Annotated in this window: 24 protein-coding genes; 15 read left to right on the plus strand and 9 right to left on the minus strand. The window is 72.3% G+C overall.

The window, feature by feature from the left end:
• The first annotated feature begins 35 nt into the window (after positions 1-35).
• On the plus strand, positions 36-938 hold the full coding sequence (locus HEP81_RS32070; RefSeq protein ID WP_037658100.1) for a LysR family transcriptional regulator: 903 nt from the start codon (positions 36-38) through the stop codon (positions 936-938).
• A gap of 66 nt (positions 939-1,004) precedes the next feature.
• On the opposite strand, the gene HEP81_RS32075 is transcribed toward HEP81_RS32070, so the two are convergent.
• Positions 1,005-1,469 carry a pyridoxamine 5'-phosphate oxidase family protein gene (locus HEP81_RS32075; RefSeq protein ID WP_037658098.1) on the minus strand — a complete coding sequence of 155 codons (465 nt, stop codon included), beginning with the start codon at positions 1,467-1,469 and terminating at the stop codon, positions 1,005-1,007.
• A 167-nt stretch (positions 1,470-1,636) separates the two neighbouring features.
• Between HEP81_RS32075 and HEP81_RS32080 the strand changes: the two genes are divergently transcribed.
• From HEP81_RS32080 to HEP81_RS32115, 8 genes are all read left to right on the plus strand, one after another.
• On the plus strand, positions 1,637-2,287 hold the full coding sequence (locus HEP81_RS32080) for a cysteine hydrolase family protein (RefSeq protein ID WP_037658096.1): 651 nt from the start codon (positions 1,637-1,639) through the stop codon (positions 2,285-2,287).
• A 9-nt stretch (positions 2,288-2,296) separates the two neighbouring features.
• Entirely contained in the window at positions 2,297-3,061 is a 765-nt protein-coding gene (locus HEP81_RS32085; protein ID WP_037658094.1) for a HipA family kinase, read from the plus strand.
• Positions 3,058-3,507 (plus strand): DUF3037 domain-containing protein, encoded by a 450-nt coding sequence (locus tag HEP81_RS32090; RefSeq protein ID WP_037658092.1) that lies wholly within the window; start codon positions 3,058-3,060, stop codon positions 3,505-3,507. The genes HEP81_RS32085 and HEP81_RS32090 overlap by 4 nt, the downstream gene beginning before the upstream one ends.
• Before the next feature lie 149 nt (positions 3,508-3,656).
• Positions 3,657-4,418, plus strand: a complete 762-nt coding sequence (fabG, locus tag HEP81_RS32095) for a 3-oxoacyl-ACP reductase FabG (RefSeq protein WP_037658091.1) — start codon at positions 3,657-3,659, stop codon at positions 4,416-4,418.
• Between the two features lie 12 nt (positions 4,419-4,430).
• Positions 4,431-5,195 (plus strand): SDR family oxidoreductase, encoded by a 765-nt coding sequence (locus tag HEP81_RS32100; protein WP_037658090.1) that lies wholly within the window; start codon positions 4,431-4,433, stop codon positions 5,193-5,195.
• 186 nt (positions 5,196-5,381) lie between these two features.
• Positions 5,382-6,962: an ABC transporter substrate-binding protein gene (locus tag HEP81_RS32105; RefSeq protein WP_037658087.1), complete on the plus strand. Its 1,581-nt coding sequence runs from the start codon at positions 5,382-5,384 to the stop codon at positions 6,960-6,962.
• Positions 6,963-7,068: 106 nt separating this feature from the next.
• The gene (locus HEP81_RS32110; RefSeq protein ID WP_037658084.1) at positions 7,069-7,752 is read left to right on the plus strand and encodes a uracil-DNA glycosylase; all 684 of its coding nucleotides are present in this window, start codon (positions 7,069-7,071) and stop codon (positions 7,750-7,752) included.
• 86 nt (positions 7,753-7,838) lie between these two features.
• On the plus strand, positions 7,839-8,345 hold the full coding sequence (locus HEP81_RS32115; protein ID WP_037658082.1) for a tetratricopeptide repeat protein: 507 nt from the start codon (positions 7,839-7,841) through the stop codon (positions 8,343-8,345).
• Between the two features lie 91 nt (positions 8,346-8,436).
• Here the strand turns inward: HEP81_RS32115 and HEP81_RS32120 are convergent, their stop codons facing one another.
• The 3 genes from HEP81_RS32120 to HEP81_RS32130 form a co-directional block, all read right to left on the minus strand.
• Positions 8,437-8,895, minus strand: coding sequence for a hypothetical protein (locus tag HEP81_RS32120; protein WP_037658080.1), 459 nt, complete (start codon positions 8,893-8,895; stop codon positions 8,437-8,439).
• A 115-nt stretch (positions 8,896-9,010) separates the two neighbouring features.
• A complete protein-coding gene (locus HEP81_RS32125) occupies positions 9,011-9,523 on the minus strand; it encodes a DinB family protein (protein WP_037658078.1) in 513 nt (170 codons plus the stop codon).
• 43 nt (positions 9,524-9,566) lie between these two features.
• Positions 9,567-10,166: a TetR/AcrR family transcriptional regulator gene (locus HEP81_RS32130; protein WP_037658076.1), complete on the minus strand. Its 600-nt coding sequence runs from the start codon at positions 10,164-10,166 to the stop codon at positions 9,567-9,569.
• A 76-nt stretch (positions 10,167-10,242) separates the two neighbouring features.
• Here HEP81_RS32130 and HEP81_RS32135 point away from each other — a divergent pair, with 76 nt between their 5' ends.
• Positions 10,243-11,460 (plus strand): FAD-dependent monooxygenase, encoded by a 1,218-nt coding sequence (locus HEP81_RS32135; RefSeq protein WP_037658075.1) that lies wholly within the window; start codon positions 10,243-10,245, stop codon positions 11,458-11,460.
• Positions 11,457-12,368 (plus strand): Gfo/Idh/MocA family protein, encoded by a 912-nt coding sequence (locus HEP81_RS32140; protein WP_037658074.1) that lies wholly within the window; start codon positions 11,457-11,459, stop codon positions 12,366-12,368. Before HEP81_RS32135 ends, HEP81_RS32140 begins: the two co-directional genes overlap by 4 nt.
• Here HEP81_RS32140 and lnt read toward each other — a convergent pair.
• Both lnt and HEP81_RS32150 read right to left on the minus strand, forming a co-directional pair.
• Positions 12,286-13,860 carry an apolipoprotein N-acyltransferase gene (lnt, locus tag HEP81_RS32145; protein WP_037658072.1) on the minus strand — a complete coding sequence of 525 codons (1,575 nt, stop codon included), beginning with the start codon at positions 13,858-13,860 and terminating at the stop codon, positions 12,286-12,288. The genes HEP81_RS32140 and lnt overlap by 83 nt on opposite strands.
• Positions 13,861-14,014: 154 nt before the next feature.
• Positions 14,015-14,473, minus strand: coding sequence for a nuclear transport factor 2 family protein (locus HEP81_RS32150; protein ID WP_037658177.1), 459 nt, complete (start codon positions 14,471-14,473; stop codon positions 14,015-14,017).
• Between the two features lie 117 nt (positions 14,474-14,590).
• Here HEP81_RS32150 and HEP81_RS32155 point away from each other — a divergent pair, with 117 nt between their 5' ends.
• The gene (locus HEP81_RS32155) at positions 14,591-15,202 is read left to right on the plus strand and encodes a DUF4291 domain-containing protein (RefSeq protein ID WP_397730093.1); all 612 of its coding nucleotides are present in this window, start codon (positions 14,591-14,593) and stop codon (positions 15,200-15,202) included.
• 14 nt (positions 15,203-15,216) lie between these two features.
• Here HEP81_RS32155 and HEP81_RS32160 read toward each other — a convergent pair whose 3' ends face one another.
• Together HEP81_RS32160 and HEP81_RS32165 are read right to left on the minus strand one after the other, a co-directional pair.
• A complete protein-coding gene (locus HEP81_RS32160) occupies positions 15,217-15,396 on the minus strand; it encodes a hypothetical protein (protein WP_037658173.1) in 180 nt (59 codons plus the stop codon).
• 228 nt (positions 15,397-15,624) lie between these two features.
• Positions 15,625-16,098, minus strand: coding sequence for a winged helix-turn-helix transcriptional regulator (locus HEP81_RS32165; protein ID WP_037658070.1), 474 nt, complete (start codon positions 16,096-16,098; stop codon positions 15,625-15,627).
• A 174-nt stretch (positions 16,099-16,272) separates the two neighbouring features.
• Here HEP81_RS32165 and HEP81_RS32170 point away from each other — a divergent pair, with 174 nt between their 5' ends.
• Positions 16,273-17,442 carry a thiolase family protein gene (locus HEP81_RS32170; RefSeq protein WP_037658069.1) on the plus strand — a complete coding sequence of 390 codons (1,170 nt, stop codon included), beginning with the start codon at positions 16,273-16,275 and terminating at the stop codon, positions 17,440-17,442.
• A 21-nt stretch (positions 17,443-17,463) separates the two neighbouring features.
• On the opposite strand, the gene HEP81_RS32175 is transcribed toward HEP81_RS32170, so the two are convergent.
• Complete coding sequence (locus HEP81_RS32175; protein WP_239695568.1) at positions 17,464-18,183, minus strand: TVP38/TMEM64 family protein; 720 nt, start codon at positions 18,181-18,183, stop codon at positions 17,464-17,466.
• A gap of 160 nt (positions 18,184-18,343) precedes the next feature.
• Here HEP81_RS32175 and HEP81_RS32180 point away from each other — a divergent pair, with 160 nt between their 5' ends.
• Both HEP81_RS32180 and HEP81_RS32185 read left to right on the plus strand, forming a co-directional pair.
• Positions 18,344-20,590 (plus strand): DUF7507 domain-containing protein, encoded by a 2,247-nt coding sequence (locus HEP81_RS32180; RefSeq protein ID WP_207748333.1) that lies wholly within the window; start codon positions 18,344-18,346, stop codon positions 20,588-20,590.
• Between the two features lie 101 nt (positions 20,591-20,691).
• The gene (locus HEP81_RS32185; RefSeq protein WP_157854485.1) at positions 20,692-20,841 is read left to right on the plus strand and encodes a hypothetical protein; all 150 of its coding nucleotides are present in this window, start codon (positions 20,692-20,694) and stop codon (positions 20,839-20,841) included.
• The last annotated feature ends 30 nt before the right edge of the window (positions 20,842-20,871 follow it).

Here is a 20,871-nt window from a genome sequence, read left to right on the forward strand (position 1 = left end):
AGAAATCTCACGGGGTATCTCGTAGGATCGCTTATATGTTGAACCTGGAGCGCCTGCGCACCCTGGACGCCCTGGCCCGGCACGGCTCGGTCAGTGCCGCGGCCGACGCGCTGCATGTCACCACGTCCGCCGTCTCCCAGCAGCTGGGCAAGCTGGAACGCGAGATCAACCAGCAGCTCCTCGCCAAGAACGGCCGGGGGGTACGGCTCACCGACGCCGGCCGGCTGCTCTCGGAGCACGCGGCGCGCATCCTGTCGCAGGTGGAGCTGGCCGAGTCGGATCTGGAGGCGCATCGCGGGCAGGTCGTCGGCGAGCTGCGTCTCTCCGCCTTCCCCACCGCCGCCCGGGGGCTGTTCCCGGTGGCGCTGCGGGCGCTGCGCGCCGAGCACCCGGGGCTGCGGGTGCGCTCCAGCGAGCTGGAGCCGGAGCAGGGCATCGCCGCCGTGGTGCGCGGCGACCTCGATCTCGCGGTGGTCCTGGACTGGTACAACAAGCCGATGCCGGTGCCCGAAGGACTGGTCAAGGCGCCGCTCCTGGACGATCCGGCCGAGGTCGCCATGCCCGCCGGACACCGGCTCGCCGACCGTGAGGAGGTGGACCTCGCCGAGTTCGCCGAGGACGAGTGGATCACCTGGGGCGAGGGCGAGTTCTGCCACGAGTGGCTGATGTTCACCCTGCGCTCCAAGGGCGTCGAGCCGATCGTCGGCCATCGCGCGGGCGAGACGCACACCCAACTCCAGCTGGTGTCGGCCGGGTTGGGGGTGTGCATCGCCCCGCTGCTGGGCCGCCACCCGGTGCCGGACGGCGTGGTCCTCGTACCGCTCACCCAGCGGGTGCGCCGGCACGTCTATGTCATCTGGCGGGCCGACGCCGACCGCCGGCCCTCCATCCGCGCGGCGGTCGAGGCCCTGCGCACGGCCGCGCGGCAGGTCGACTGACCGGGGGCGCCGGAGTGCTCGCGGTGCTCCGATCTTCCTGGCGGAGAGTCGAGTTGAGGAAGCGGGTCAGCCGAGCTTGCGGAAGTCCCAGGAGACGATCCGCTCCGGCACCAGCCGCGCCCACGCGTGCCGGCCGTCGTGCGGCAGCTCGTCCAGGCCGAAGTACTTGCGGGCGAACGCCACCTCCACCGGCGCGAGTTCGGGGCACGGCAGCCCGGTGCGGGGCGCCTCGCCGACGGACTCCACCCGGCCCGCCAGCTCGGCCCCGCGCAACTCGCCGTACTCCTCGCCCGAGTCGACCACCACCGCCACCCGGGGGTCGCGGCCGAGCTGGGCCCAACGGCGGCTGCGCACCAGTGAGTAGAGCCACAGCGCGCCGCCGTCCCAGAGGAACCAGAGCGCGCTCGCGTGCGGGGTGCCGTCGGCGGAGACGGTCGCGACCCGGCAGGTGCGCTGTCCCGCCAGGAACGCGTCCAGTTCGCCGGGCGACATCATGATCCTGCGGCCCCGGCGCTGCTCGGTGACGGACATGCGGCCTCCTCGTCGTCGTACTCGTCGTACTCGCCGTACCGGAAAACCCCTTCGTCGGTGATCCTCTGACATCACGTCAGGAAAGGGAACAGCCCGGCCCCCCTCGTCTTCCCTCTCCCGCGCACGGCCGTTACTCTCACCGCCCCGGCTCCGGCGAAAGGCACGCGATGGCGGCGTATGTGCGACTGGGCGACCTCCTCGATCCCGCGCACACCGTGCTGCTGACCGTGGAGTGCCAGCGGGGGGTGGTGGGACCGGACGCCGCGCTGCCCGAACTCGCCCGCGCGGCCCGCTCCTCGGGGGCCCTCGGCAATGTCGCCCGGCTGGTCGACGGCGCGCACCGGGCCGGTGTCCAGGTGATCCACGCGATCGCCGAGCGCCGCCCGGACGGCCGGGGCGCGAGCCGCAACGCCCGGCTGTTCCGCGCCGCCGAACGGCTTCCCGTGCACCAGCTGTCCGGCAGCACGGCGGTGCGGGTCGCGCCGCCGATCGAGGTGGCCGAGGAGGATCTGGTCGTACGACGGCTGCACGGGCTGTCCCCGCTGCACGGGACCGGTGTCGACGCCCTGCTGCGCAACCTCGGCTGCCACACCCTGATCGTCACCGGCGTCTCGGCCAACGTGGCGATCCCCAACGCGGTGTTCGACGCGGTCAACCTCGGCTACGCCGCCGTCGTCCCGGCCGATGCCATCGCGGGGGTGCCCGCCGACTACACCGCCGCGATGATCCGCCACACCCTCGCCCTGGTCGCCACCGTCACGACCACCGGCGAGGTGCTCGGCCGCCTCGGGCCCCCGCGCCGCGGCCGGCCCCAGTAACCTGGGGCGATGCTCAAGGAAGTCACCGCGACCCGCTACATCACGCCGCTGCGTGAGGGCGGCTCGCTGCCGGGGCTCGTCGAGGCCGACGACCTCGGGACCTACGTCATCAAGTTCACCGGAGCCGGGCAGGGCCGCAAGACCCTGGTCGCCGAGGTGGTGTGCGGCGAACTCGCCCGGCGCCTCGGCTTCCGCACCCCCCGCCTGGTCACCGTCGAACTGGACTCCGTGCTCGGGCTCGGCGAACCCGAGCAGCAGGTGCAGGACCTGCTGCGGGGCAGCGGCGGCACCAACCTCGGCATGGACTTCCTCTCCGGCGCCCTCGGCTACGACCCGCTCGCCTTCGCGGTGAGCCCCGAGGAGGCCGGGCGGATCGTCTGGTTCGACGCGCTGATCAACAACGTGGACCGCTCCTGGCGCAACCCCAACCTCCTGGTCCACCGGGGCGAGCTGTGGCTCATCGACCACGGCGCCACCATGATCTGGCACCACAACTGGCCCGCCGCCGAGAAGTCCGCGAGCCGCCCCTACGACGCCGCCGAGCACGCCCTCGCCGGCTTCGCCCCGGACCTCGCCGCGGCCGCGGCCGACCTCGCGCCCCGCGTCACCGAGGAGCTGCTCGCCGAGGTCACCGCCGAGATCCCGGACGCCTGGCTCACCGGCGAACCCGGCTTCGACACCCCGGACGAGCTGCGCCGGGCCTACGCCCGCCCGCTGCTCGCCCGCGCGGCCGTCATCGCCGAGCGCATCACCGGCACCCAGGAGGACAAGTGAGCGAGACCCACATCCACATGGCCGGCCATGTGACCGAGCGCCACATCACCCGGGCCGGCCAGGGCGGCGACCGGGACGTCTTCGAGTACGCCCTGATCAGGGTCGTACCCCGGATCGAACGCGGCGAGTGCCTCAACGCGGGCGTGGCCGTCTACTGCCGCGCCCGGGGCTACGTCGGCGCCCGTACCCACCTGGACGAGGACCGGCTGCGCGCCCTGGACCCGGCGGCCGACGCGGCCGGGATCAGGGCGGCGCTCACCGCGATCGAGCGGCACTGTGCGGGCGGCCCGGAGGCCGGGCAGGCGGCCGGGGACGACGCCGGGCGGCGTTTTCGCTGGCTGATCGCGCCCCGCTCCACCGTGGTCCAGCCCGGCCCGGTGCACACCGGCCTGACCGCCGACCCGGTCGCCGAGACGGAGCGATTGCTGGACCTCCTGGTGAGGTAATGGATCACAACGGCCGGATGAGCCGTTGACACCGGGTGCCAGGGCTTCTAGCGTCGTGTGGGCTGAAGATACTAAGCGGTCGCTCACCGCACCGGAAGGCCCTCGCGAAGGGTCGTACGGGTTCTCTCAAGGGCGAGGAGAAACAGCACATGTCCACCACTGAACAGCGGGTCGCGGTCGTCACGGGCGGCGCGCGCGGCATCGGCGCCGCCACCGCCGTACGGCTGGCCGCCGAGGGCCGCGCGGTCGCCGTGATCGACCTGGACGAGGCCGCCTGCAAGGACACCGTCGAGAAGATCACCGCGGCCGGCGGCAAGGCCGTCGCGGTCGGCGCCGACGTCTCCGACGAGGCGCAGGTCGAGGCCGCCGTCGCCCGGATCGTCGCGGAGCTGGGCGCCCCGACGATCCTGGTCAACAACGCGGGCGTGCTGCGCGACAACCTGCTGTTCAAGATGAGCGTCTCCGACTGGGACACCGTCCTGAACGTGCATCTGCGCGGCTCGTTCCTGATGACCAAGGCCGTGCAGAAGCACATGGTCGACGCCGGCTTCGGGCGGGTCGTCAACCTGTCCTCCTCCTCGGCGCTCGGCAACCGCGGCCAGGCCAACTACTCGGCCGCCAAGGCGGGTCTCCAGGGCTTCACCAAGACCCTCGCCATCGAGCTCGGCAAGTTCGGCATCACCGCCAACGCCGTCGCCCCCGGTTTCATCGCCACCGAGATGACCAAGGCCACCGCCGACCGCGTCGGCATGGGCTTCGAGGACTTCAAGAAGGCCGCCGCGGGCGCCATCCCCGTGCAGCGCGTCGGTGAGCCCGAGGACATCGCCAACGCCATCGCCTTCTTCACGGGCGAGGCGGCCGGATTCGTCTCCGGCCAGGTGCTGTACGTCGCCGGCGGACCGCTCGACTAGGGGACAGCGCACATGACTTCCGCAGAACTCCCGCCCCTGTCCGGCAAGGTCGCCCTCGTCACCGGCGCCAGCCGCGGCATCGGCTACGGCGTCGCCGAGGCCCTCGTCGCGCGCGGCGACCGGGTGTGCATCACCGGCCGCAACGAGGACGCGCTCAAGGAGGCCGTCGTCAAGCTCGGCGCCGAGCGGGTCATCGGCGTGGCCGGCAAGGCCCACGACCTCGACCACCAGAGCGAGGCCGTCGAGCGCACCATGGAGGCCTTCGGCCGCCTCGACCACCTGGTCAACAACGCGGGCACCAACCCGGTGTTCGGGCCCATCGCGGACCTGGACCTGAACGTCGCCCGCAAGGTCTTCGAGACCAATGTGATCTCCGCCCTCGGCTTCGCCCAGAAGACCTGGCACGCCTGGCAGAAGGACAACGGCGGCGCGATCGTCAACATCGCCTCGATCGCGGGCCTCGCGCCCTCGCCGTTCATCGGCGCCTACGGCGTCAGCAAGGCCGCGATGATCAACCTGACCCAGCAGCTGGCGCACGAGTTCGCGCCGAAGGTGCGGGTCAACGCGATCGCCCCGGCCGTGGTCAAGACCAAGTTCGCCCAGGCCCTGTACGAGGGCCGCGAGGAGGAGGCCGCCGCCTCCTACCCGCTGGGCCGGCTCGGTGTGCCGTCCGACATCGGCGGCGCCGCGGCATTCCTCACCTCCGCGCAGTCCGACTGGGTCACCGGTCAGACCCTCGTGGTGGACGGTGGACTCTTCCTCAACGCCGGGGTGTGAAACCACCTCCCGGGCGCCGGATTCCGGACGGGCCGGCGCCTGGGACACCGCACAGCGGACACCGGGGAGGATGACAACGTCGTCATCGCTTTTTGGATCAAGTGGCCATGTTCCAAGGGAGGTTGGGCGCACTGACGCTGCGGTAGGGTCTGCCGACCTTGGTAGGCGGATCGAGGAGCGTGCGCGTTGTTCAACCGGAACCGATTCCTGCGGAGAGTCGCGGCGATCGCGTCCGTGTCGCTGGTGGCCGGCGGCTGCGGGCTGCTGTCCGACGGGGACTCGGGCGGTGGGGGCCCGATCGTGGTCGGCACCACCAGCGCGCCCAGCACCCTGGACCCGGCCGGCGCCTGGGACGGATCCTGGGAGCTGTACCGGAACATCTACCAGACGCTCCTCGCCTACCCGAACGGCGCGACGGCCCCCCAGCCCGACGCCGCCCAGAGCTGCTCCTTCGCCGACTCGTCGAGCCGCACCTACCGCTGCACGCTGCGCGCGGGCCTGAAGTTCGCCGACGGCGACCCGCTGAACGCCGAGGCGGTCAAGTACTCCGTCGACCGCATCCGCGCCATCAACGCCGCGGCCGGGCCCGCGGGGCTGCTCGGCAGCCTCGACAGCGTCGACACCTCCGGCGACCGCGAGGTCGTCTTCCACCTCGGCAAGTCCGACGCCACCTTCCCGTTCGTGCTGGCCACCCCGGCCCTGTCGATCGTGGACCCGAAGGACTACCCGGCCCGCGCCCTGCGCAAGGGCTCCGGGGCCGACGGCTCGGGGCCGTACAGGCTCCAGTCGTACCAGGAGGGCCGGCAGGCCGTCCTGACCAGCAACGGCAACTACCACGGCTTCGCCCAGCGGCAGAACGACGCGGTGACCATCCGCTACTTCCAGGACTCCGCCGGCATGGTCAAGGCGCTGCGCGACAAGCAGATCGACGTCACCTACCGCGGCCTCGCCGCCGACGACATCCTCGCGCTCCAGCAGCAGGGCAACTCCGGCCTCCAGCTCGTGGACGGCGCCGGCACGGACATCAGCTACCTGGTCCTCGACCCCAAGGACCCCTGGGCCGGGCGGCCCGCCGTGCGCAAGGCGATCGCCCAGCTCGTGGACCGGGGCGCGATCGCCCACAAGGTCTACAAGGACACCGTCGACCCGCTGTACTCGATGGTCCCCAAGGGCCTCGTCGGCCACACCACCGCCTTCTTCGACGAGTACGGCGACCCGAGCAACGGCAAGGCGCGGACGATCCTCCAGGACGCGGGCATCCACCAGAAGGTCCCGCTGACCCTCTGGTACACCACCGACCGGTACGGCTCCGAGACCGCCCTGATGTTCAACGAGCTGAAGCGGCAGCTGGAGGGCTCCGGGCTGTTCACGGTCACCCTCAAGAGCCGCCCCTGGAAGAGCTATGTGGTCGGCTACCAGAAGGGCGAGTACCCGGTGTTCGGCCGCGGCTGGTCCCCGGACTTCCCCGACGCCGACAACTTCATCGCGCCCTTCACCGGCGCGCACAACGCGCTCGGCACGCCCTACCCGGCCAAGGACATCACCGCCCGGCTGCTGCCGCACTCGCGGGCCCAGAGCGACCGCGCCAAGACGGTCGGCGACATGGAGCAGGCCCAGCGGATCATCGCGGGCGACGCCCAGTTGCTGCCGCTGTGGCAGGGGCGGCAGTACGTGGCGGCCAGCGACGACATATCCGGTGGCGAGCAGGCGCTCGACCCCTCGACGATCATGATGATGTGGACACTGCACCGTAAAACCAGCTGGTGAGCGGCGGGGAGGGACCTTCGGGGTCGCGTTGTCAGTGGTCGCCTGTAGGTTCTGAATCCTGAAGTGACCGCACGCGGTAATTGATCGACATCGTGAGGACGTTGACGTGACCGACATCGCCATGCTGCCCGAGTCCTGGCGCGGGGTTCTGGGCGACGAACTGGAGCAGCCCTACTTCAAGGAGCTGACCGAGTTCGTCGAGGAGGAGCGGGCGAAGGGCCCTGTCTACCCGCCGCGCGAGGAGGTCTTCGCCGCGCTGGAGGCCACGCCGTACGACAAGGTGAAGGTCCTCGTCCTCGGCCAGGACCCGTATCACGGCGAGGGCCAGGGCCACGGGCTGTGCTTCTCGGTCCGTCCGGGTGTGAAGACCCCGCCCTCGCTGCGCAACATCTACAAGGAGATGCAGGCCGAACTGGACCTGCCGGTCCCGGACAACGGCTATCTGATGCCCTGGGCCCAGCAGGGTGTGCTGCTGCTCAACGCGGTTCTCACCGTGCGGGCCGGGGAGGCCAACTCGCACAAGGGCAAGGGCTGGGAGAAGTTCACCGACGCCGTGATCCGCGCGGTGGCCTCCCGTTCCGACCCGGCGGTGTTCGTGCTGTGGGGCAACTACGCGCAGAAGAAGCTCCCGCTGATCGACGAGGAGCGGCATGTGGTGGTCAAGGGCGCGCACCCCTCCCCGCTGTCCGCGAAGAAGTTCTTCGGCTCCCGCCCCTTCACGCAGATCAACGAGGCGATCGCCCGCCAGGGCCATGAGGCGATCGACTGGCGCATCCCGAACCTGGGCTGACGGTGGCGTCGGCGCCGCCTGACCGGTAATCCGGGCGGCGCCGGTTAGCGTCGGTGCACGACAGCGGACGATCGCCGGAGGACGCGGTGGCGGAGCGACGGGAACAGACGGCCCTGGACGAGGTGCTGACGCGGATCGGCCAGGTCGTGATGCTGCACCACGCCGGTGACCGCGAGGAGGCCCGCAGCCGCTTCCTCGACCTGTGGACGGAGATCGGCGAGGACGGGGACCCGCTGCACCGGTGCACCCTGGCGCACTACCTCGCCGACACCCAGGACGACCCCGCCGACGAACTCGCCTGGGACCTGCGGGCCTTGACGGCGGCCCGGGAGCTGCCCGACGGCGACCCCCGGGGCGTACCGGGCTTCTTCCCCTCCCTTCACCTCAACCTGGCCGCGGACTACGTGAAACTGGGCCGCACCGAGGCCGCCCGCACCCACCTCGACCAGGCCCGCACCGCCGCGGACGCCCTCGCGGACGACGGGTACGGCGAGGGCGTCCGGGCGGCGATCGGCCGACTGGAACTGCGGCTGGAGAAGGACGGCCCGGGAAACGGCGGACCCTGGGGACCGCCTCGGCAGAGACCCAGTTGAGGGAGCGGGGCGGGTCGCGTACGGGGCGGTGAGGGGGAGGGCGTCGGCTCACCCAGGCCGGACGGGGTGGCCGGGCGCCCTGTCGCCCCGTTCAGTGGCGTCCGTACGTCTGCTCGCAGATCTTCGACTCCGGGCTGTTGCCGCGCCAGCCGCCGTACTCGCGGCCCAGGTCGCAGACGTCCGCGGGCACGCGCTGGGAGGTGCGTGGTGGTGCCTGGGCGGGGTGGTGGGCCCCGGGTGGCTGGGCGGGTGGGGCGGCGGCACGGGTGGGGGAATGGCCGGGCGCCAGGGGGCCGGGGGCGCCGGGTGAGGCGGGCTTGGGGGCCGGGGCCGGGTCTTCGGAGGGGCCGACCATCTCCAGGGCCTCGCGGGCCGGTGCCTGCACCACCCGTGGCGAGGCGCTGCCGTCCGTGCGGGGTGCCGACTGCTGCGAGGGCGCGGCACTCGGCGGCGGTCCCGGTGCCGCCGTGTGCCGTACCGTCACACAGCCGGTGAGGGCCGAGACGGCGACGGTGACCAGAAGCGCTGCGGTGGTCGTCGTTCGATGCACCCGGGTAACGATGCTGGTTCCGGAGCCGGTTGGCATCAAAGAGTCGAGCCGGATGCCTCCGCCCGGGTGAACTCCCGCACCGAACGAGGGGTTTCCGTCACGCGCCGCTGACGCCTCAGGCGCCGGTGCTGCCGTCGATCCGCTCCCGGAGCAGATCCGCGTGCCCGTTGTGCCGGGCGTACTCCTCGATCATGTGCGTGTAGATCCAGCGGAGCGTGAAGTGCTCCTTGCCCGCGCGGTCGGTACGCCGGGACAGCTCGTCCAGTGAGCGGCCCGCGGTGTCGCGCCGGGCCCGGTCGACCTCGGCCCGGTGGGCGGCGTACGCCTCCTGCCAGGTGTCCGCCTCCGTGACGTGGAAGTCGCCGTCCGGGTCGTCCTCGGAGCAGTAGAGGACATCGAGATCCTCGTCCAGCAGCACCTCGTGGAACCAGAACCGCTCGACCTCGGCCATGTGCCGCACCAGCCCCAGAAGGGTCAGCTCCGAGGGCGGCACCGAGGCGGTGCGCAGCTGCTCGTCGGTCAGTCCCTCGCACTTCGCGATCAGGGTCCGGCGGTGGAAGTCCAGCCAGCCCTCCAGCATCTCGCGTTCGCCGGCGTTCAGGGCGGGTTCGTCGCGCTCGCTCGTCATGCGCTCATCCTCACCGGTCGAGTGCCGCCGTGGCCAGGGGTTTTCAGCGGCCCAGCATCCCCGCGAGCAACTCCCGCACGCCCGCCCGGATCCGCGCCCGGTCCGGTACCTCGGTGCTGAACGACCCCGCCGCGCACGCGAACATCAGCCCGTCCGCCCAGGCGACCAGGGACAGCACATGCCGGTCCGGGTCGGGGGATCCGGCCGCCGTGAGCATCGCCGCCAGGCGCTCCTTGAAGACGGCGCCGGCGCGGTCGTAGTAGGCGCGCAACTCCGGGCGGCGGGTGGCCTCCAGGGCGAGTTCGTAGCGGGCGATCAGCAGCGCGCGGCCCTGGGTCAGCGAGCGGTGCACGGCGAGGGCGAGCCCGTCGGCCAGCGCGTCGAGGTCGCCGGCCGGGTCGGGCAGTTCGGCCGGGGCCAGGATGCGCGCCTCGCGCTCGGCGTGCCGTCGTACCGCGAGTTCCAGCAGCGCCTGCCGGGTGCGGGCCACGTTCGAGGTCGAGCCCGGCGGAAGTCCCGCCGCCTCGTCCACGGCCCGGTGGGTCAGCCCGCGCATCCCGCGCTCGGCGAGCAGGGCGAGCGCGGTGTCGGCGACGAGGCCGGCGCGGGAGGGAGCGGCGGGGCCGGTGGGGCGTACGGACATGGGGAGACCCTATCCGTCGTACTACGGCTGTAGTAGCGTGGCGCGCACTACAGTTGTAGTGAGGAAGGGGCAGGTCATGGCAGCATCGGCGCGGGCGGTCGTCATCGGCGGCGGGATCGGGGGGCTGGCGGCGGGCGCGGCCCTGCACCGGCGCGGCTGGGAGGTGACCGTGCTGGAGCGGGCCCGCTCCCTGGCACCGGTCGGCGCCGCGATCTCCCTCGCCCCGAACGCGCTGCGCGCCCTGGACGTCCTCGGCATCGGCGACGAGATCCGCGAGCTGGCCGCCTGGCAGGGCGACGGCGGACTGCGCACCCCCTCGGGCCGCTGGCTCTCCCGCAGCGACGCCGCCGCCGTGACCGCCCGCTTCGGCGACCCCCTGGTCCTGCTGCCCCGGGCCACCCTGATCGACCGCCTGGCGGCACTGCTCCCGCCGGGCGGTGTGCGCACGGGGACCGTGGCGACCGTCGTCGATCCGGGCGACGGCGGGCGGCCCGCGCGGGTGCGCTGCGGGCCCGCCGACGCCGGCGACCCCACCGCCCACGAAGGACTGGAGGCCGAGCTGGTCGTCGGCGCGGACGGCATCAACTCCCGTGTCCGCACGGCCCTGTTCCCCGAGCACCCCGGGCCGGTGTACGCCGGGTTCACCACCTGGCGGGTCCTAATACCGCTGCCCGGCGTCGCGTTCGCCTCCCATGAGACCTGGGGGCGGGGCCGGTTGTGGGGGACGCATCCGCTCCACGACGGCCGGGCGTACGCCTACGCGGCGGCCGTCACCCCGGCGGGCGGCCGGGCCCCGGACGACGAACGGGCCGAACTCCTGCGCCGCTACGGCGATTGGCACCACCCCGTCCCCGCCGTGCTGGCCGCCACCCGTCCCGAGGACGTCCTGCGGCACGACGTCCACCACCTCGCGACCCCGCCGCCCGCCTACCACGCGGGCCGGGTCGCGCTCCTCGGCGACGCCGCGCACGCCATGCCGCCCACCCTCGGCCAGGGCGGCAACCAGGCCGTCGAGGACGCCGTGGTCCTCGCCCACCACGCCCGTGACCTCGCCGCCTACACCGCCGCCCGGCTCCCGCGCACGACCGCCATCGCCCGCCAGGCGGTCCGGATCGCCCGCGTCAACATGGCGGGCGGCCGCGCCGCCGTAGCCGTCCGGGACACCGCGATGGCCGCCCTGTCCAGGCTCGGCCCCGCCCTCTTCCTGCGCGGATTCGACGGCATCGCCGACTGGCGGCCCCCGTATGCTGCCGGGGACGTACAGCTGGGCGAGCCGCAGGGGAGAGACACGTGAAGGTCGGCTGCATCGGACTCGGGGACATCGCGCAGAAGGCGTATCTGCCGGTGCTGGGCGCGCTGCCCGGGGTCGACCTCCATCTGCACACCCGCACCCCCGCCACCCTCGCCCGGGTCGCCGACGGGCTGCACCTGCCCGCCGGACAGCGGCACACGAGCCTCGACTCGCTGCTCGCCGCCGGGCTCGACGCGGCCTTCGTGCACGCGCCCACCGCCGCCCACCCGGAGATCGTCAGCCGCCTGCTGACGGCCGGCGTCCCGACCTACGTCGACAAGCCGCTGGCCTTCGAACTGGCCGACTCCGAGCGGCTGGTGGAGCTGGCCGAGGAGCGCGGCGTCTCCCTCTTCGTCGGCTTCAACCGGCGCTACGCCCCCGGGTACGCGCAGTGCCTGGAGCACCCGCGCGAGCTGATCCTGCTCCAGAAGAACCGGGTCGGGCTGCCCGAGGAGCCCCGCTCGATGATCCTGGACGACTTCGTGCATGTCGTCGACACCCTGCGCTTCCTGGCGCCGGGCCCGGTCGACGACATCACGGTCCGCGGGCGGGTCCGGGACGGGCTGCTGCACCATGTGGTGCTCCAGCTCGCGGGGGACGGTTTCACCGCGCTGGGCGTGATGAACCGGCTCAGCGGCTCGACGGAGGAGATCCTGGAGGTCTCCGGGCAGGACACCAAGCGCCAGGTGCTCAACCTCGCCGAGGTGATCGACCACAAGGGCCAGCCGACCCTGCGCCGGCGCGGCGACTGGGTGCCGGTGGCCCGGCAGCGCGGCATCGAAGGGGCGGTCCACACCTTCGTCGACGCGGTGCGCGCCGGGCGGCGGCTCAGCGCCCGGGACGCGCTGGCGACCCATGAGCTGTGCGAGCGGGTGGTACGAGCGGTTCAGGACCTCCCCGGCGCAGCCTGAGCGCCCGGGCGCCCTCGCCGGCGCACAGCGCGGCCAGCACCAGCAGCGCGACGTGCACCGGCCAGTCGCCGTAGCGGACGTACGGCGTGATGCCGTGCGCCAGCGGTACGTCGTACACGCGCGCGGTGCTCGCATCGGTCCCCAGCCAGGGGCCGAGCCGCTGACCACCGGGCCCGTACACGGCGGAGACGCCGGTGAGGGTCGCGTGCACCATCGGGCGGCCGGTCTCGGCGGCGCGCAGCGCGGCCAGCGAGGCGTGCTGCTCCGGCGCCCAGCTGTGCTGGAAGGTGGAGGTGGAGGACTGCCCGAGGAGCACGTCCGCGCCGTCATCCGCGAGATGCCGGCTCATGTCGGGGAACGCGGTCTCGAAGCAGATCAGCGGACCGATCCGCAGTCCGTGCCCCACGTTCATCACGACCTGTTCGGTGCCGCGCCTACGGTCCTCGCCGGCCGCCTTGCCCACCGAGGTGGCCCAGCCGAGCACGGAACGGGCGGGTATGTACTCGCCGAACGGCACGAGACGCATCTTGTCGTACCGGTCACCGGTCGGGCCGTTCGGGCCGATCAGTACCGAACTCTTGTAGATCCCGGGCCGGTCGGAGCGGCGGGCGTCCACGTTCACCAGGACGTCGGCGCCGGTCGCCCGGGACAGCGCGGCGATCCGCCGGGACAGATCGGGGCGGTCGGCGAGGTCGTAGCCGACGCTGGACTCGCCCCACACCACCAGGTCGACGTTCTGTCCGACGAGCCGCCGGGTCAGCTGCTCCTCCCGGTCGAACCGCACCTCCGGGCTGTCCCGCCCGGCCACGACGCCCGGCTGTACGACGGCGATCCGCGTCCTGCCGTCGATCTGCGGCCGGGGTGCCCATGCCCAGGCGGCGGTGGTCGCGGCGGCGGTGGCGAGGACCGTGGCCACCGCCGGCATCCGCGCCCCGCGCACCGCGATCAGCACGGCCGCCGCCACGTTCACGGCGACCACCAGGAAGCTCAGCAGCCACACCCCGCCGACCGAGGCCAGCCGCAGTGCCGGTGCCACCTGCCACTGGCTGGCGCCCAGGATGCCCCAGGGTCCGCCGAGCCCCTGCCAGGAGCGGACCAGCTCCACCAGCAGCCAGCCCGAGGGCAGTACGAGGAGGGCGACGGCGCACCGGCCGGGGGAGGGGGCGCCGCCCAGATACCGGCGCACCAGCCAGCCCCAGGGCATCCAGAGCAGCCCGAGCAGCGCGCCGATCAGGAAGATGAACACATGAAGGCTCGGCAGCAGCCAGTGGTGCACCGCGACCAGATACCCGAAGCCGCCGCACCAGCCGTCGTATGCCGCCCGCCGTCCGGTCGGCGCCGAGCGGGCCAGCAGCAGCCACGGGACCAGGGCGAGGTACGCGAACCACCACAGCGAGGGCGCCGGGAACGCCAGTACGGGCAGGGCGCCCGCGAGGGCGACGACGGCGGAGCGCCGCCAGGGGGAGGTCAGCCAGCGCTCGAACGTCGTCATACGGAGCCTCCCTACCCCAGGGCTCCAGTGTGCGCGCCGCAAGCGATCTACGACAGGGGGCCTGGTGGCCCCCTCCGGTACCCGCTCGGGGCGTCACCACTCAGCCGACGGTCACCCTCCCGGTCCCCTCTGCCCGCATGCCCCGCTTCAGACCTCACCGCGCCGTCCTCCGCCACTTCTCCGTGGCCACGACCTCGCCGATCCGCCAGCCCTCGGGCGTGCGCAGCAGCCCGAAGTCGTACCGTCCGCCGCACTCCAGATCCGGCGCCGCCGGGCCGTCCCCCTCCGTGCGGCGCATCGGGTTGAAATAGTCGGCCCGCACCCGCGCGGTGTCCCCGGTGTCATGCTCCAGGATCCCGAACCGCACCCGCCGGTTGACGATCAGATGCTGCCGTACGGCGAACCGCGCCAGGTTCTCCGCGAGCCACCCGGCGACCTGCCCGGCCTGGCCCTCGATCCCCCCGGACGAACGGTAATCGGCCCTCCCCTCGGGCGTGAACAGGCCCGGGTACGCCGTCCAGTCACCGTCGTCCACCGTCACCGCGTACGCGGTGACCAACTCGTCCACGGCCAGCCGGTCCAGTACGGTCGCGAGTTCCGCACGCTGCGTCATCGGCTCAGTCTTCGCCACGACGGGGACGCAGCCAAGAGCCATGCGGCGAAATTCGGCGGTTCGGACGAGCGGGAAATCCGGTGGCGGGACCGCGCCCGACCGTCGAACCTGTCCTCCGTGAACGATCGATTCCTCGCCGCCGAACCCAAGTTCCGCATCCGCGCCCGCTACACGGACACCACGATCACCGTCTACCAGGCGTACCGCCCCGGCATCGGCCTGGCCGCCGCTCGGGACGGGCGGTTTCCGGGGGAGTGGAAGCGGGACCGGATGACCTGGATCAAGCCGTCGTTCCTCTGGATGATGTACCGCTGCGGCTGGGGCACCAAGGAGGGGCAGGAGACCGTGCTGGCGGTCGAGATCGACCGGGCGGGGTTCGAGTGGGCCCTGCGGCACGCCTGTCTGTCGCACTACGTGTCCGGGGTGCACACGGACCGGGCGGCCTGGAAGCGGGAGTTGGCGAGGGCGCCGGCGCGGGTGCAGTGGGATCCGGAGCGGGATCTGCATCACAACGCGCTGCCCTGGCGCTCGCTGCAACTCGGGCTCGCCGGGGAGGCCGCGCGGCGGTACGCCGATGAGTGGGTCGTCGGCATACAGGACGTGACACCTCTGGCCCGGCACGTGCACGCGGCCGTGCGGGCCGGGAAGCCTGAGCAGGCCGCGGCGCTGCTTCCCGAGGAGCGGGCGTACCCGGTGGCGGAGGACGTGCTCGCCCACCTGAGGGCGTAGGGCGCCGGGAGTGGTCAGGCGGCCTTGATGATCTCCTCGCGGATCGCCTTGGCCCACTCCACGACCAGTAGCTCGTACTCCGTGCGCTCCTGGGCCGAGAGGGAGCCGCCCGTGCGCAGCCAGAGCGCCCGGATCTGCTCGTTCACCTCGGCGGCAGACCGTGTGGAACCAGGGGGCGGGAAATGGGGGGACATGTGGAACAGCGTAGGGGCAAGGTCTGACACTGCGCTACCGCACCGCTACGCAGAACGTATGTGGTTGGTCACCGGTGCCGCCGATCGGGCCCTGTGGTCGCCCCAGTTCAGATGGCATATGCCGGGCTGAGTTGACGATGGCGGGTGTCCGGGAGATGGCCGAAATGGGGTGCGGTGCTCTGGGAGGGCGGTGGCGAGCGGGTCAACTGCCCTGTCAGGTAAGGGAGTTCAGGAAGTCGCCACGGGGCCCTTCACCGTCCAGCCGGGCGTCTGCGGGTGGGCCGTCAGGTCGTCGTGATGGACGGGGGAGCCGCAGGCGCGGCAGGTGACCACCGGGACCAGCTCATGGCCGCAGCTGTGTTCCATGGTCATGGGCAGATCGGTGTGGTGGCGCAGATGGTGGTCACCCCACTCCTTGAGCGCCATCAGGACCGGCTCCAGCTCCAGGCCCGCCGCGGTCGGCCGGTAGTCGAAGCGCTGCGGGTGCTCGCTGTAGGCGCGCCTGGTCAGCACCCCGGCCTCCACGAGCCGGCGCAGCCGGGTGGCCAGGATGTCGCGCGGGGCGCCGATATTGCGCGCCAGCTGGTCGAACCGGCCGTTGCCCAGGCACACCTCCCGCAGCACGAGCAGGGAGTACTTCTCTCCCACCACCGCGAGGGTGTCGGCGATGGAGCAGGGGCGCGGGTCCTTCGGTGCGGCCATGCGGCCCAGTTTAGTTGAGAGTTTGGTTTTCCAACCCTTGCGAACGGTATGGGTTCCCTCGCGTCGGTGGGTGGGTTTGATTTTCCAACTCACGGGGCTATGGTGAGTTCAGATTTCCTACCCACCGGTAACCACGCTCGTGAACGAGCCCGCTCCGCCGCAGGAGGCCGCACCATGCGAGACGCAGTGATCGTCGAGGCCGTACGCACCCCGATCGGCAAGGGCAAGCCCACCGGCGCCCTCGCGCAGATCCACCCCGTCCAGCTGCTCGCCCACACACTGAAGTCCCTGGTCGAGCGCTCCGGAATCGACCCGGCACTGATCGACGACGTGATCGGCGGCACCGTCGACCAGGTCGGCGAGCAGGCCATGAACACCACCCGGTACGCCGTGCTCGCCGCCGGACTGCCCGACACGGTCCCGGCCACCACGGTGGACCGCCAGTGCGGCTCCTCCCAGCAGGCCGTGCACTTCGCCGCCCAGGGTGTGATCGCCGGCGCGTACGACATGGTGGTCGCCTGCGGTGTGGAGTCGATGAGCCGGGTGCCGATGTGGTCCAACGTGCCCGCGGGCAAGGACCCCTTCGGACCCGGCGTCGCCGCGCGCTACCCCGAGGGCCTGCTGCCGCAGGGCATCAGCGCTGAGCTGATCTCCGCCAAGTGGTCGCTGACCCGCGCGGAGATGGACGCCTTCGCGGTCTCCTCGCACCGCAAGGCCGCCGCGGCCTGGGAGGCCGGACTGTTCGACGCCGAGACCGCGCCCCTGGAGGGCGTCACCCGCGACGAGTGCGTACGACCCGACAGCACCCCGGAGATCCTCGGCGGCCTCAAGCCCGCCTACCACGACCCGAACTTCGCCGAGCGCTTCCCGCAGATCGAGTGGAATATCACCGCGGGCAACACCAGCCCGCTCAACGACGGCGCCTCCGCCGTCCTGATCACCTCCAGCGAGACCGCCGCCCGGCTCGGCCTGCGCCCGCTCGCCCGGCTGCACAGCTTCGCGGTCACCGGCTCCGACCCGCTGCTGATGCTCACCGGTGTCATCCCGGCCACCGAGAAGGTGCTCGCCCGGGCCGGCCTCTCCCTCGGCGACATCGACCTGTTCGAGGTCAACGAGGCGTTCGCCAGTGTGGTCCTCGCCTGGCAGCAGGAGACCGGCGCCGACCTGGACAAGGTCAATGTGAAGGGCGGCGCCATCGCCCTCGGCCACCCGCTCGGCGCCAGCGGCACCCGGCTGACCACCACCCTGGTGCACGCGATGCGCGAACGGGGCGCCCGCTACGGCTTGCAGACGATGTGCGAGGCGGGCGGCCTCGCCAACGCGATGATCCTGGAAGCCGTCTGACGCAGGGTCGACGGACCTCGGTCATCTGCCGCGCAGCCGATGCCGCTGCCGCCACGCCACCACCGTGCCCGCCAGGGCCGGTACGGCGATGCAGGCCATCGCGAGCAGGAACGCGGGCGACGTCGGCGCCGAGGCACGGGCGCCGGCGACCGCGTAGGCGGCGGTGTTCGGGACCGACCCGAGCGCCGTCGCCAGCAGGAACGGCAGCCAGCCCATCCGGGAGACCGCCGCGCAGTAGTTCGCCGCCCAGAACGGCACACCCGGGAAGAGCCGCGCGGCCAGCATGGACCGGAACCCGTGCCGGCTCAGCTGCCCGTCCGCCGCCCGCAGCCACCGGCCGCGCAGCAACGGGCGCAGCGCGTCCTGCCCGAGCAGCCGCCCGAGCCCGAAGGCCACCCCGGCCCCGAGCACCGTCCCGGCGAGCGCGGTCGCGAGGCCCAGCCGGGAGCCGAACAGCGCGCCCGCCGCCAGGTTCAGCAGGGGCCGCGGCACGAACGCCACCGTGCACAGCCCGTATCCCGCCCCGAAGGCCAGCACCGCCATGAGCCCGCCCGCCCGCGGCGGCCAGCCCTGGGTCAGCAGGCGCTGCGGATCGAACAGCAGCACCAGCGCGCCCGCGGCCGCCAACAGCACCAGCAGCAGCGACAACCGCGCCCACGGCGACAGCAGCGCCCGGGTGCAGCGGGCGGTGAACCCCGCGCGGGGCACGGGCGGCGCGGGGACGGTGGTGGCATCGAGCACGTGACCCCCTGGGAGACATCGACGGCCGACGCCGATGATAGAGGGCGCCGCGGGCAGCCCGGTCGTCCACGTGCGCCGGTGCGGCTGACCGGGTACTTGACGGGGACACGTGCGGTCGGCAGCAGTCCATCACGGAGCGTGACTGCTACGTATGCTGCGCATGAAGCGAAATAAACGCTCGTCCCCACTCGGCGGACCCGCGCGGACCTCCCGGCTCGCCGCGGCGGCGCTGACCCTCGCCTTCGGCGTGGGCGGCTCGCTGGCACTGGACACCGGTGCCCTCGCCCAGCCGCAGCCGCGCCAGGGTGGTTCCACCCTGCTCGACGAGACGTTCATGCACGCGACGGCCCCGGAGTTCACGGGCGTCGGCTCGGCCTGCCTCACCGGCGCGCCCCAGGTCGGCGCCCTCCCGGGCCCTGGCGACCACCCGCTGGGCGGCTGCACGGCGGGCGTCGGCCCGCAGCCGCCCAACAACGCCGCCCCGCACGGCTATCTCCGGCTGACCGACTCCTCGAACGACCAGTCGGGCGCCGTCCTCTACAATCACGCGCTGCCCGCCACCAAGGGTCTCGACGTCACCTTCGACCAGTGGCAGTACGGCACCACCACGGGCCATATCGCCCCGGCCGACGGCATCTCGTTCTTCCTGGTCGACGGCGACACGCAGCTGACCCACCCCGGCGCCTTCGGCGGCAGCCTCGGCTACGCCCAGAAGCTGCCCGACGACGACCCCACTGCCGACTTCCAGCCCGGTGTGGACCGCGGCTACCTGGGCGTCGGGCTCGACGTCCTCGGTAACTACTTCGGCGACTGGGAGCACCGCGGCAACGGCTGCCCGCCCGGTCAGCGCTCGCCCGCCGGAACGGCTTTCCACGTACCCGCGCCCGGGCCGAACATGGTCACGCTGCGCGGTCCCGGTGACGGCATCGAGGGTTACTGCTTCCTCACCGCCACCACGAGCAACTTCTCGACCACCGGGCCCTGGCCGTCGACCCTTCCCGGTCAGCTTCAGGGGCCGACCACCACGGTGTCGAGCGACCCGGTCCAGGCCGAGCAGGACCTGGAGCCCTCGCGCCGCCGGGTGCACGTGGTGATCACCCCGGCGCCCGACCCGCAGGTCACCGTGTCCATCGACTTCAACGACGGCAACGGTTTCCAGCAGGTGCTCCAGACGGCCGCGCCGACCCCGGTGCCGTCGACCTACAAGTTCGGATTCGCGGCGTCCACCGGTCTGTTCACGGACACCCATCTTATCCGCAACGTGGTTGTCGCCACCGAGCAGCCGCTCTCCGAGCTCAGCCTCGTGAAGCAGGCCAGGCAGCCGCTGCCCGGAGACCTGACGGTCGGTTCGCAGGTGCCGTACGACTTCGTGGTCACCAACTCGGGCGATACGACCATCGACGACCTGGCCGTCGACGACCCGAAGGTCGGCCCGGTCCACTGCCCGGTGACCAGCCTCGCGCCCGGTGAGACGGTCACGTGTACGGCCACGTACACGGTGACGGCCGCGGACGTCGCCCACGGTTCCATCGACAACACGGCCACCGCCACCGGCACTTCCGACGGGGAGACGGTCACCTCGCCGGAATCCTCGGAGAGCGTCCCGATCCAGCAGCGGCCGGGCATCGAGGTCGAGAAGCAGGTGGAGACCCCCGGTCCGTACTCGGTCGGGCAAACGGTCACCTACCGCTACACCGTCCGCAACACCGGTGGTGTGGAGCTGACCGATGTCGCGGTGCACGACGACCATGTGCAGAACATCACCTGCGAGTCGACCACGCTCGCCCCGGCGGAGGAGACCGGTGACAGCACCACCTGCACCGGCACCTACACCATCACCGCGGCCGACGGCACGGCCGGTTCCGTGACCAACACCGCCACGGCGACCGGTACCGCGAACGGGGAGACCGTCACCTCGCCGGAGACGTACCAGACCATCCCCGTCGGGCAGCCCCACCTCACGCTGCACAAGCGGGTCGTCTCCAGCGGTCCGTACCAGGTCGGGTCCACGGTCCAGTACGCGTACACCGTGACCAACACCGGCAGCACCCAGCTGCACGACGTGCATGTCGCGGACGACCGTGTCGCCACGGTGACCTGTGACGACACCACGCTGGCGCCCGGGGAGACCACCACCTGCCACGGCTCGTACCAGATCACCCAGGCCGACATCGACCTCTGCCTGGACAACGGCAACCGCGGCGGCGGTGACGGCGGCACCGTCGAGTGCCGGATCACCAACATCGCACAGGCCGGCGCCACCGACCCGCAGGGCCGGGAGATCGCCAGCGAGCCCGCCTCGGCCACCGTCACGGTCGCCGTCCGGCCGGAGCCCCCGTGCCCCGTCTACGGCAAGCCGGACGACAAGGGCGGCTGCGACAAGCGGGGCCGCCACAGCGAGGTCTGACGCCCCCTCCGCACCGCACCGGCGCCGCCCCACCCAGGGGCGGCGCCGGTCGCTTGTGTGCACACGCCCCGTGCGCGGAGCGGTCCGCCGCCCGGAAACCGGTGGAAAACCATTCGACGCCGGACATCCCGTCGGCGATGATCGACCTCATGTTCTGGTACGCCTTCCACCTCGCAGCATCCGCGGTCGCGGATGTGCCGAAGGCTGCCGTTCCCACGCTCGCGGCCGCTGTCGACGGCGCCCGAAGCTGACCCTCCCCGGATCGTCCGGCGGACCCCGCA

Source organism: Streptomyces griseofuscus (genome assembly GCF_014673495.1).
GTDB lineage: Bacteria > Actinomycetota > Actinomycetes > Streptomycetales > Streptomycetaceae > Streptomyces > Streptomyces murinus.